The organism is Citrobacter sp. wls757 (genome assembly GCF_005280935.1).
GTDB classification, from domain to species: Bacteria; Pseudomonadota; Gammaproteobacteria; order Enterobacterales; family Enterobacteriaceae; genus Citrobacter; species Citrobacter portucalensis.
The window spans coordinates 45,775-56,944 of sequence record NZ_SZWU01000060.1 but is presented as its reverse complement, the minus strand read 5'-3'; the positions used below and the strand labels follow the sequence as shown (position 1 = coordinate 56,944).

Here is an 11,170-nt window from a genome sequence, read left to right as displayed (position 1 = left end):
TCTTTGGGCGTTGCGTTTTCAACCCGGCTTTTTAACTTCTGTCCGGGTCTGAAGGTCACCACGCGCCGTGCTGTAATGGGAATATCTTCGCCCGTTTTCGGGTTACGGCCCGGACGTTGATTCTTATCACGCAGATCGAAGTTACCAAAACCAGAGAGTTTTACCTGCTCACCATTTTCCAGAGCACGACGGATCTCTTCGAAAAACAGCTCGACCAGTTCTTTGGCATCCCGCTTGCTAAGCCCAAGCTTATCAAACAGATATTCTGACATTTCAGCTTTTGTAAGCGCCATAGGTTCAATCCCTCAATGATGCCTGGAATCGCTCTTTTAATGCCTCTACACATTTGGCGACGGTAGCGGCAATCTCCTCTTCTTCAAGTGTACGGCTGGTATCCTGAAGGATCAGGCTGATAGCGAGGCTCTTATAGCCCTCCGCAACACCCTTACCGCGGTACACGTCAAATAAGTTTACGCCAACTACCTGATTTACGCCAACTTTCTTACACTCGGATAAAATATCCGCAGCGGGAACGTTTTCTGCCACAACGACTGCGATATCGCGACGGTTCGCTGGGAAGCGAGAAACTTCACGCGCCTGAGGCACCACGCGGTCTGCGAGCTTATTCCACTCCAGTTCAAACACCAGAGTGCGACCGTTCAGATCCAGTTTACGTTCCAGTTCAGGATGAACAACCCCAATGAAACCAATACGTTCACCTTTCAGATAAATCGCCGCAGACTGACCCGGATGCAGTGCTGGATTCGCTTCAGCTTTGAACTGAATGTCTGCCAGTTTGCCTGTCAGGTCGAGAACCGCTTCCAGATCGCCTTTCAGATCATAGAAATCAACGGTCTCTTTTGCCAGATTCCAGTGTTCATCATGACGGTTACCGCAGATCACGCCAGCCAGCATCAGATCCTGACGGATCCCGAGATTGGCCTGCGTATCTGGCACGAAACGTAAACCCGTTTCGAAAATACGTACGCGGTTCTGCTGACGATTCTGGTTATACACTACCGTAGACAGCAAGCCGGTCCACAGGGACAAACGCATTGCCGACATATCAATAGAGATTGGGCTTGGCAGCAGCAGCGCTTCTTCACCCGGATGCAGCAGCGACTGGACTTTCGGGTCGACGAAGCTATAGGTAATGACTTCCTGGTAGCCTTTGTCATTCAGCATGGTTTTTACACGTTTCAGCGACAAATCCGCTTCACGATGCGTACCCATGATAAGACCCGCCTGAATCGGCGTGTTCGGGATATTGTCATACCCGTATACGCGGGCGACTTCTTCGACCAGGTCTTCTTCGATTTCCATATCGAAACGCCAGCTCGGCGCGACCGCTTTCCACTCATCCTGCCCTTCCGTCACGTCACAACCCAGACGACGCAGAATGTCGCTCACCTGCTCATCGGCAATATGGTGTCCGATCAGACGATCCAGTTTGCTACGACGAAGCGTAATGGTTGCGCGTTTTGGCAGCGTGGCTTCGTTCGTCACGTCAATGACTGGGCCCGCTTCACCGCCGCAGATATCAATCAGCAGGCGCGTTGCACGTTCCATGGCCTTATGTTGCAGCGCAGGATCGACACCACGCTCATAGCGGTGAGATGCATCGGTGTGCAGACCGTGACGACGCGCGCGACCGGTAATAGACAGCGGGCTGAAGAATGCACATTCCAGCAGGACGTTTTGTGTTTCATCATTCACGCCGGAATGTTCGCCACCAAAGATGCCGCCCATCGCCAGCGCTTTGTTGTGGTCCGCAATCACCAGCGTATCTGCATTCAGCTTCGCTTCGCTGCCGTCCAGCAATACCAGGGTCTCACCCTCTTTTGCCATACGGACAACAATTCCGCCTTCAATGCGGTCTTTGTCGAATGCGTGCATCGGCTGACCCAGTTCGAGCAGCACATAGTTAGTCACGTCAACCACGGCATCGATAGAACGAATACCGCAACGGCGCAGTTTTTCTTTCATCCACAGCGGGGTCGGCGCTTTAACATTGATGCCTTTCACCACGCGGCCCAGATAGCGTGGGCAGGCTTCCACGGCTTCGACCTGAATCGGCAGGACGTCGCTAATGGTCGCGGCTACTGGCGCGATTTCCGGCTCAACCAGCGGGGCTTTGTTCAGTACAGCAACATCACGCGCCACACCGATGATGCCTAAGCAGTCGGCGCGGTTCGGCGTGACGCTGATTTCGATGGTGTTGTCGTCAAGCTTCAGGTATTCACGGATATCGGTGCCAATTGGCGCATCGGCAGGCAGTTCGATAATCCCGTTATGATCGTCGGAAATACCCAGCTCGGAGAACGAGCACAGCATGCCTTCAGATGGTTCACCGCGCAGTTTCGCGGCTTTAATTTTGAAATCGCCCGGCAGAACGGCACCAACGGTTGCCACAGCCACTTTCAACCCCTGACGGCAGTTTGGCGCACCGCAGACGATATCCAGCAGGCGGTCGCCGCCTACATTCACTTTGGTGACGCGCAGTTTGTCAGCGTTCGGGTGCTGGCCACATTCAACCACTTCACCTACCACAACGCCATTGAACACACCGGAAACAGGTTCCACACCGTCAACTTCAAGACCCGCCATCGTGATTTGGTTTGACAGCGCATCGCTATCAATCGCCGGATTTACCCATTCGCGTAACCACAGTTCACTGAATTTCATTGTTTTATCCTGCCTTTATTTAAACTGTTTGAGGAAACGCAGATCGTTTTCGAAGAAAGAACGCAGATCGGTAACGCCGTAACGCAGCATGGTCAGACGCTCCATACCCATACCGAATGCAAAGCCGGAATAGATTTCCGGATCGATGCCAACATTACGCAACACGTTCGGGTGAACCATCCCGCAGCCCAGCACTTCCAGCCATTTGCCGTTTTTGCCCATCACGTCAACTTCCGCAGATGGTTCAGTGAACGGGAAGTAGGAAGGACGAAAACGAACCTGCAGGTCTTCTTCAAAGAAGTTGCGCAGGAAATCGTGCAACGTGCCTTTCAGGTTGGTGAAGTTGATGTTGGTATCAACAATCAGCCCTTCCATCTGGTGGAACATTGGTGTGTGTGTCTGATCGTAATCGTTACGATATACACGGCCCGGGGCGATAATACGGATCGGCGGCTGTTTTTCTTTCATGGTGCGGATCTGCACGCCGGAAGTCTGTGTGCGCAGCAGACGCGTCGCGTCAAACCAGAAAGTGTCGTGGTCAGCGCGCGCCGGGTGATGGCCAGGAATGTTGAGCGCATCGAAGTTATGATAGTCATCTTCGATTTCTGGACCGGTCGCCACGGTAAAGCCCAGCTCACCGAAGAAACTTTCAATCCTGTCGATTGTACGCGTTACCGGGTGCAGACCGCCGTTTTCGATACGACGCCCAGGAAGGGAAATATCGATCGTTTCTTCAGCCAGACGAGCATTCAGCGCAGCGCTTTCTAATTCGGCCTTACGCGCGTTCAGCGCTTGCTGTACCTGCTCTTTGGCTTCGTTAATCACCGCACCTGCTGCCGGGCGCTCTTCTGGCGGCAGTTCGCGCAGGGTTGTCATCTGAAGGGTCAGGTGCCCTTTCTTGCCCAAATATTCGACGCGGACATTGTCTAACGCGGCAACATCTGAAGCCTGGTTAATGGCGGCCGTTGCACTGGCAACCAGCTCTGCGAGATGTGACATGGTTTTCCTCGTTATGTTGCGATATTCACTAGTCGCTCGTATATACGCAAAATCATTCAAGTTGTATCAACGCGGCCAAAGAGCGAATGCAGCCAATACAGAGACAACTTGAAGGATGACGCGTATAAAAAAAGCCTCCACCAGGGAGGCTTTTAGGCGCTGTTTTCCGTTTCTTCTTTCACGCGCAAGCCTCCTGAGTTCAGGTGCTAAAGTAAAAGAAGAAGCGGAAAATAGCAGCATTCATGCTTGCGTTACCTTGTGTGGTAAAAACCGGACAACCTTTATTGAAAAGGCTTACGGATAAATTGTCAACTAATTGATTGCACTACAAATAAAAGAGAGGGAGCCAGGCTCCCTCTTTTCACCGGCTTATGCCAGAGCTGCTTTCGCTTTTTCGACCAGAGCGGTGAACGCTACTTTGTCGAATACTGCGATGTCAGCCAGGATCTTACGGTCGATTTCAACAGAGGCTTTTTTCAGGCCGTTGATGAATTTGCTGTAAGAAATACCGTTCTGACGTGCTGCTGCGTTGATACGCGCAATCCACAGTTGACGGAACTGACGCTTTTTCTGACGACGGTCACGATAAGCGTACTGACCAGCTTTGATAACAGCCTGGAAGGCAACGCGGTATACGCGAGAACGCGCACCGTAGTAGCCTTTAGCTTGTTTCAAAATTTTCTTGTGACGTGCACGGGCAACTACACCACGTTTTACGCGAGCCATATGTGCTCTCCTGTATCTATATTCTTAGTAAAAAAATGAATTAAACGTTAACGGCTTATGCGTACGGCAGGCACGCGATAACCAGACCCAGATCGCCTTTAGACACGAGGCCTTTTGGACGCAGGTGACGTTTACGCTTAGTAGATTTTTTGGTCAGAATATGACGCAGGTTTGCGTGCTTACGCTTAAATCCACCACCACCGGTTTTTTTGAAACGCTTAGCAGCACCGCGTACGGTCTTAATTTTTGGCATTTTAATAACTTCCACTTCGCATTGTTAATAAACGAAACGTAGGCGAACAACGGCTGTGGAACCCGTAGGTTCCACAGACATTGCTACTTGAAGGCCTTACTGTTTCTTCTTAGGAGCGAGCACCATGATCATCTGGCGGCCTTCGATCTTCGTAGGGAAGGATTCGACTACTGCCAGTTCACTCAGATCGTCACGGACGCGGTTGAGCACTTCCATACCAATCTGTTGGTGGGCCATCTCACGACCGCGAAAACGCAGCGTGATCTTAGCCTTATCGCCATCTTCCAGAAAGCGTACCAGGCTGCGGAGTTTTACCTGGTAATCGCCATCGTCGGTGCCAGGACGGAATTTAATTTCCTTAACCTGGATAACTTTTTGCTTTTTCTTCTGTTCCTTAGAAGACTTACTCTTTTCATAAAGGAACTTGCCGTAGTCCATAATACGACAAACTGGCGGTTCGGCGTTAGGGCTGATTTCAACTAAATCTACTCCAGCTTCTTCAGCTTTTTCGATCGCTTCTCTCAGACTCACAATACCCAAAGCTTCGCCTTCCAGACCTGTTAAGCGAACTTCCAGGGCGCGAATCTCGCCATTGATACGATTCGGACGTGCCGTTTGAACTCGTTTTCCGCCTTTAATACCTTATTCCTCCAGTTGTTGAAGACTGCGGCTGCGAATCTCTTGTTGCAGCTTCTCAATCACTTCATTTACGTCCAGGCTGCCCAAGTCTTTGCCACGACGGGTGCGCACGGCAACTTTGCCTGCTTCTACCTCTTTGTCGCCACAGACCAACATGTAAGGGACACGACGTAAAGTGTGCTCGCGGATTTTAAAGCCAATCTTCTCATTTCTCAAGTCTGCTTTTACACGAATACCCGCATTTTGTAGTTTCTGCGTTAATTCGTTAACGTATTCAGACTGAGAATCGGTGATGTTCATGACCACAACCTGAACCGGCGCGAGCCAGGTCGGGAAGAAGCCAGCGAACTCTTCGGTCAGGATACCGATGAAACGTTCCATCGACCCAAGAATTGCACGGTGAATCATAACCGGAACCTGACGCTCGTTGTTTTCGCCAACGTAAGAGGCGCTTAAACGGGACGGCAGGGAGAAGTCCAGCTGTACAGTACCGCACTGCCATGCACGATCGAGGCAGTCATACAGGGTAAATTCAATTTTCGGACCGTAGAACGCGCCCTCACCCAGTTGGAACTCAAACGGGATGTTGTTTTCTTCCAGCGCAACGGCCAGGTCAGCTTCAGCACGGTCCCACATTTCATCGCTACCGATACGTTTTTCGGGGCGAGTGGACAGTTTGACGACGATTTTCTCGAAGCCAAAGGTGCTGTACATATCGTAGACCATACGAATGCACGCGTTAACTTCATCACGAATCTGCTCTTCAGTACAGAAGATATGTGCATCATCTTGAGTGAAGCCACGAACACGCATCAGGCCATGCAGCGCACCTGACGGTTCATTACGGTGGCAGCTACCAAACTCAGCCATACGCAGCGGCAGATCGCGATAGGATTTCAGACCCTGATTAAAGATCTGCACGTGGCCTGGGCAGTTCATTGGCTTAATGCAGTATTCACGGTTCTCAGAAGAGGTGGTGAACATCGCATCTTTGTAGTTATCCCAGTGACCTGTTTTTTCCCACAGCACGCGGTCCATCATGAACGGACCTTTCACTTCCTGATACTGGTATTCTTTCAGTTTTGAACGAACGAATACTTCCAGTTCACGGAAGATAGTCCAGCCATCGTTGTGCCAGAACACCATACCCGGTGCTTCTTCCTGCATATGATACAGGTCAAGCTGTTTACCGATTTTACGGTGATCGCGTTTGGCCGCTTCTTCCAGACGTTGCAGGTAGGCATTCAGGGCTTTTTTATCTGCCCATGCAGTACCATAAATACGCTGCAGCATCTTGTTATTGCTGTCGCCACGCCAGTATGCCCCTGCGGTCTTCATCAGTTTGAAGTGATGGCAGAAACGCATGTTCGGCACGTGCGGGCCACGGCACATATCGACATATTCTTCATGATGGTACAAGCCAGGCTTGTCATCATGGGCAATGTTTTCATCAAGAATGGAGACTTTATAGGTCTCGCCACGCTTCACGAAGGTTTCACGCGCTTCGTACCAGCTGACTTTCTTCTTAATGACATCGTAGTTTTTCTCAGCGAGCTCGTGCATCCGCTTCTCGAGCGCGTCGACGTCTTCCTGGGTTAACGTACGGTCAAGATCGATATCGTAGTAAAAACCGTTATCAACAACCGGTCCGATCGCCATTTTGGTGTGCGGCCAGAGTTGTTTGATCGCGTGCCCTAACAGGTGCGCACAGGAGTGACGAATGATCTCCAGACCTTCTTCATCCTTCGCGGTGATGATGGAGAGTTTCGCATCATGCTCAATCAGATCGGAAGCATCTACCAGCTCACCGTCAACACGGCCAGCAATAGTGGCTTTCGCCAGACCTGGACCGATGTCCAGCGCAACATCCATGGGGCTTACAGCGTGGTCGTAATGGCGTTGGCTGCCATCAGGAAGAGTAATAACAGGCATGTTATATCCTTATTTGCAGTGGTGACCCACACGTAAGATCACATACAAAGATTCAATATTTAAAATTATCAAAAAGGTGTGGGCTGATTCCCGCTTCACTCTGCGAAATATGTCACTGGTTGCCTTAAAGACCACACTGGACCTACACCCGCTTTTTGATAACACCGTTTGACAGTGTACACGGCATTACGGGTCGATCAAAGCAACAATCAACGCGCGCTCTATGATGTAAATCAATTCACTGACACCCAACCGTCTTTGTTACACTTGCACAAAGTCATCTAACCTGAGCAGGAAAAAAACAATGCCCACAAATCGCTTTGCGAAGAAACACTGGAAGATGGTTGTGATTCTGCTCGTTATTTGTGCGGCCATGTTGATGCTGCGCTGGGCTGCGATGATCTGGGGCTAAATGACGCTCACCCACTGTTCCGGTTTCGTTTATTTATCGATTAATCGAATTCGTCTGAAAATAGCGCTTTATGGCCAGGTAAAAAAATAAAACGCAAATTAAATATTAAATAAACTTAACTTTAATTTAGGAAAGCCAGGTCATTTATTTGACCCGGCTTGTCACTACATCCGATAGCCGAGGGAAACTGTCGTGCGGCGATCGGTATGTTCCGGCGCTGTTGCCGGCGGTTCAGAGTTCCAGGTCACGTTGTAAGCCACCTTTAACCCAAAGTGCTCGTTGATGGCAACGTTCAGGGCGGTTTCAGAGTTGAGCGTGGTATCGTCAGCGCCGAATACCGACACACCCTGAGTAAACTTGGTATTGTCCGTCATCTGCCATGCATAAGCCCCGGACGCATAGCCCAACGGCTGTGTTTCGGTGGTGCCATCCGTGTGCTCGTCATAGCGCACGCCAGGACCGAATTCGAAACGGAAGCTGTGCACAGGTCCGTTGAGGAACTGACGACCATAACCCGCTGTCAGCACGTCACGCTCGCGGTAGCCGTTGTAGCGGTCGGTCAACCAGCTTGCCTGTCCAAAGAGATAGTCATAGTCGGTCATGTTGTAACGACTACGGCCACCTACGGCATATTTCTCCGATGAACGCTCATCATTTGAGGAGGTATTGCTGGCATTTCCCCACAGAGACCATGCCGTCGTTTGGCCGTACCAGGTCATGGTGGTATCTGCGGTTAAAGAAGAACTTTTTGTGTTGCCTGACTGGGCGAGATATCCCGCGTTCAGGTTACCTTCAAAGGGTTTTTTCGCGCTGGAAGGGTCATCCATGACAGTAAAAACGGAATCATCGGCTACAGCATGCATTGACGCAAGCAGGCCTCCCGTCAGCAGTAATGCTGCGGGCACTGTCTTCAAAAGCTTCATTTATTAAGAGTCCGTACAACAAAAAAAGAGACCATTACGGTCTCGGAAACTTTCATATGGATCAATGACAAAAGACCCTTGAAAGGTAACAAATTATAAAAAGACTCGAATAACATAGCAATAAATTCTTATTTCATTTTTTGAATAAGAGCGTTCCTAAACCTTTATTTTATTTATATATCTTTATGACGATAATTTTAAATAAAGATATGAAAAATCATGTTGTTAATTACTTCACTTTCGGGAGGTTAAGTGCCAGACTGAGTTCAGCCTAACAGGAGGTAAAGATGGTACGTATCTATACGTTAACACTTGCGCCCTCTCTCGATAGCGCAACAATCACCCCGCAAATTTACCCGGAAGGTAAGCTTCGTTGTACCTCGCCGGTTTTTGAACCCGGCGGCGGCGGTATCAACGTCGCTCGCGCAATTGCCCATCTTGGCGGAACCGCAACAGCGATTTTCCCCGCGGGGGGAGCAACCGGAGAGCATCTTGTTGCATTGCTCGCCGACGAAAATGTTCCCGTATCTACCGTCGAAGCCAAAGACTGGACCCGACAAAATCTTCATGTCCACGTGGAGTCCAGCGGCGAACAATATCGTTTTGTCATGCCAGGCGCTGCGCTGACCGATGACGAGTTCTACCAACTTCAGGATCAGGTGCTGGAAATTGAGTCTGGTGCGCTGCTGGTCATCAGCGGCAGTTTGCCGCCCGGCGTACAGCTTGAGAAGTTGACCCGACTCATTACCACCGCACAAAAACAGGGGATCCGCTGTATTGTCGACAGTTCAGGCGAAGCACTGACGGCGGCGTTAGCCATCGGCAATATCGAACTGGTCAAACCCAACCTCAAAGAACTGAGTGCGCTGGTAAACCGCGAACTCACTCAACCCGATGATGTGCGCAAGGCCGCGCAGGAAATCGTACAGAGTGGGAAAGCGCACCGCGTTGTGGTCTCGCTTGGGCCGCAAGGGGCGCTGGGCGTAGATCGCGATACCTGCATTCAGGTGGTTCCGCCACCGGTGAAAAGTCAAAGTACCGTAGGCGCGGGCGACAGTATGGTCGGGGCCATGACGCTTAAACTGGCAGAGAACGCGCCTTTTGAGGATATTGTCCGTTACGGTGTCGCCGCGGGCAGCGCAGCAACGCTGAATCAGGGTACTCGCCTGTGCTCTTTGGACGACACGCAAAAAATATATTCGTATCTCGCTCAGTAATGACACCATCCCTCTTTTGAAGAAAAAGGGGGATTCTCGCGTAAAACTGTCAGCATGGGTGTTATGCGACTATGATAAAAAATCACGTGATTACAAAGAAGTGAATCATGTGCAGTCAGACGTCTCCACAACGGTGCGAGGTGAAGAAGAACGACAAACATTAAGTGCCTTTCCAGCGATGACGCGTCCGTGGTGTGCGTCAGTTCGTGTTTTTTAACCGCATTCTTGCGCTAACCTTATGATCTGGCAGACAACATGGGGAGAGACATCATGTGGCAGGCTATCAGTCGTCTTTTAAGCGAGCAATTAGGTGAAGGCGAAATCGAACTGCGTAATGAACTGCCCGGCGGAGAGATCCACGCCGCATGGCATTTACGCTATGCGGGGCGAGATTTTTTCGTCAAATGCGATGAAAGAGAGCTGTTAACCGGCTTTACGGCAGAAGCCGATCAGCTGGAGCTACTTTCCCGCAGTCAAACTGTATCTGTACCGAAAGTCTGGGCAGTAGGCGCAGACAGAGATTACAGCTTTCTGGTGATGGATTTCCTCCCTCCCCGTCCGCTTGATGCGCATAACGCGTTTATCCTCGGTCAACAGCTTGCGCATTTGCACGAATGGAGCGACCAGCCTCAGTTTGGTCTCGACTTCGATAACGCGCTCTCTACCACGCCGCAGCCAAATACCTGGCAACGTCGCTGGTCAACCTTTTTCGCCGAGCAGCGTATAGGCTGGCAGCTGGAACTCGCCGCTGAAAAAGGCATTGCGTTTGGCAATATTGATGCCATCGTCGAACATGTCCAGCAACGTCTCTCTTCTCATCAGCCGCAGCCGTCTCTCCTGCACGGTGATTTGTGGTCCGGGAACTGCGCCCTCGGCCCGAACGGTCCATACATCTTTGACCCTGCCTGCTACTGGGGGGACAGAGAGTGTGACCTGGCAATGCTGCCGTTACATACCGATCAGCCGCCGCAAATTTATGACGGTTACCAGTCTGTCTCGCCACTGCCGCTGGACTTTCTCGACAGGCAGCCAATCTACCAGCTCTATACGCTGCTGAATCGGGCAATTCTGTTCGGGGGACAGCATTTGGTTGTGGCGCAGAAAGCACTGGATAGATTACTGGCGGCTTAACGACGTACCGCGTTGCTTATCAGGCCTGCCGTTTCGCAACGTGGCAGGCCCGATAGTTCGGCACTTACAAAAAGCCCAGCAATGAGAAGAAGAAGTAGCCGATCACGATAACGATCACCGGCAGAATATAAAGCGGGAAAATTTGTAAGAAGATCGTATGGTGCGGTACCACAATTCGCGACTCCAGTTGCTCGCGGGATAATCCTTCACTGCCCTTTGCTTGTTCCAGAATTAGCTGATCCTCAACGCCTTC

The 11,170-nt window shown here is 50.8% G+C and carries 13 protein-coding genes and 1 other annotated feature; of the genes, 3 read left to right on the top strand and 10 right to left on the bottom strand.

The genetic code is table 11. The features are described 5' to 3' along the window. The 8 genes from ihfA to thrS all read right to left on the bottom strand — a co-directional run. On the bottom strand, nt 1-293 hold a 293-nt coding region (ihfA, locus tag FDW94_RS23550), incomplete at its 3' end, for an integration host factor subunit alpha (protein ID WP_170974244.1). Nucleotides 294-297: 4 nt separating this feature from the next. Further along, nucleotides 298-2,685, bottom strand: a complete 2,388-nt coding sequence (pheT, locus tag FDW94_RS15155; protein WP_137377827.1) for a phenylalanine--tRNA ligase subunit beta — start codon at nt 2,683-2,685, stop codon at nt 298-300. A 15-nt stretch (nt 2,686-2,700) separates the two neighbouring features. Further along, nucleotides 2,701-3,684, bottom strand: coding sequence for a phenylalanine--tRNA ligase subunit alpha (pheS, locus tag FDW94_RS15150; RefSeq protein WP_003832580.1), 984 nt, complete (start codon nt 3,682-3,684; stop codon nt 2,701-2,703). A 124-nt stretch (nt 3,685-3,808) separates the two neighbouring features. Next, nucleotides 3,809-3,933 (bottom strand) — a sequence feature (Phe leader region). Continuing rightward, nucleotides 3,884-3,928 carry a pheST operon leader peptide PheM gene (gene pheM, locus FDW94_RS23545; RefSeq protein ID WP_001386830.1) on the bottom strand — a complete coding sequence of 15 codons (45 nt, stop codon included), beginning with the start codon at nt 3,926-3,928 and terminating at the stop codon, nt 3,884-3,886. It overlaps the preceding feature by 45 nt. A 120-nt stretch (nt 3,934-4,053) precedes the next feature. Further along, nucleotides 4,054-4,410, bottom strand: coding sequence for a 50S ribosomal protein L20 (gene rplT / locus FDW94_RS15140; RefSeq protein ID WP_003030578.1), 357 nt, complete (start codon nt 4,408-4,410; stop codon nt 4,054-4,056). A gap of 55 nt (nt 4,411-4,465) precedes the next feature. Continuing rightward, nucleotides 4,466-4,663, bottom strand: coding sequence for a 50S ribosomal protein L35 (rpmI, locus tag FDW94_RS15135; protein ID WP_003030583.1), 198 nt, complete (start codon nt 4,661-4,663; stop codon nt 4,466-4,468). Nucleotides 4,664-4,759: 96 nt separating this feature from the next. After that, nucleotides 4,760-5,302 (bottom strand): translation initiation factor IF-3, encoded by a 543-nt coding sequence (infC, locus tag FDW94_RS15130; protein WP_048997935.1) that lies wholly within the window; start codon nt 5,300-5,302, stop codon nt 4,760-4,762. 3 nt (nt 5,303-5,305) lie between these two features. Next, complete coding sequence (thrS, locus tag FDW94_RS15125) at nt 5,306-7,234, bottom strand: threonine--tRNA ligase (RefSeq protein WP_003832572.1); 1,929 nt, start codon at nt 7,232-7,234, stop codon at nt 5,306-5,308. Between the two features lie 304 nt (nt 7,235-7,538). Between thrS and yniD the strand changes: the two genes are divergently transcribed. Next, nucleotides 7,539-7,646: a small membrane protein YniD gene (gene yniD, locus FDW94_RS15120; RefSeq protein ID WP_003030590.1), complete on the top strand. Its 108-nt coding sequence runs from the start codon at nt 7,539-7,541 to the stop codon at nt 7,644-7,646. A 164-nt stretch (nt 7,647-7,810) separates the two neighbouring features. Here the strand turns inward: yniD and FDW94_RS15115 are convergent, their stop codons facing one another. Continuing rightward, nucleotides 7,811-8,569, bottom strand: a complete 759-nt coding sequence (locus tag FDW94_RS15115; RefSeq protein WP_003832568.1) for a YdiY family protein — start codon at nt 8,567-8,569, stop codon at nt 7,811-7,813. A 287-nt stretch (nt 8,570-8,856) separates the two neighbouring features. On the opposite strand from FDW94_RS15115, the gene pfkB reads away from it, so the two are divergent. Both pfkB and FDW94_RS15105 read left to right on the top strand, forming a co-directional pair. Beyond that, on the top strand, nt 8,857-9,786 hold the full coding sequence (gene pfkB / locus FDW94_RS15110) for a 6-phosphofructokinase II (RefSeq protein WP_137377826.1): 930 nt from the start codon (nt 8,857-8,859) through the stop codon (nt 9,784-9,786). Between the two features lie 270 nt (nt 9,787-10,056). After that, nucleotides 10,057-10,917, top strand: a complete 861-nt coding sequence (locus FDW94_RS15105; protein ID WP_003030598.1) for a fructosamine kinase family protein — start codon at nt 10,057-10,059, stop codon at nt 10,915-10,917. Nucleotides 10,918-10,981: 64 nt separating this feature from the next. Here the strand turns inward: FDW94_RS15105 and FDW94_RS24310 are convergent. Further along, the coding region (locus FDW94_RS24310) for a YniB family protein (RefSeq protein WP_249358550.1) at nt 10,982-11,170 on the bottom strand (189 nt) is incomplete at its 5' end.

What these genes read in the sequence shown, in the direction of transcription:
- thrS (WP_003832572.1), bottom strand. Translation starts at nt 7,234, where the DNA reads ATGCCTGTTATTACTCTTCCTGATGGCAGCCAACGCCATTACGACCAC.
- pfkB (WP_137377826.1), top strand. Translation starts at nt 8,857, where the DNA reads ATGGTACGTATCTATACGTTAACACTTGCGCCCTCTCTCGATAGCGCA.
- FDW94_RS15105 (WP_003030598.1), top strand. Translation starts at nt 10,057, where the DNA reads ATGTGGCAGGCTATCAGTCGTCTTTTAAGCGAGCAATTAGGTGAAGGC.
- FDW94_RS15115 (WP_003832568.1), bottom strand. Translation starts at nt 8,569, where the DNA reads ATGAAGCTTTTGAAGACAGTGCCCGCAGCATTACTGCTGACGGGAGGC.
- pheT (WP_137377827.1), bottom strand. Translation starts at nt 2,685, where the DNA reads ATGAAATTCAGTGAACTGTGGTTACGCGAATGGGTAAATCCGGCGATT.
- pheS (WP_003832580.1), bottom strand. Translation starts at nt 3,684, where the DNA reads ATGTCACATCTCGCAGAGCTGGTTGCCAGTGCAACGGCCGCCATTAAC.
- rpmI (WP_003030583.1), bottom strand. Translation starts at nt 4,663, where the DNA reads ATGCCAAAAATTAAGACCGTACGCGGTGCTGCTAAGCGTTTCAAAAAA.
- rplT (WP_003030578.1), bottom strand. Translation starts at nt 4,410, where the DNA reads ATGGCTCGCGTAAAACGTGGTGTAGTTGCCCGTGCACGTCACAAGAAA.
- yniD (WP_003030590.1), top strand. Translation starts at nt 7,539, where the DNA reads ATGCCCACAAATCGCTTTGCGAAGAAACACTGGAAGATGGTTGTGATT.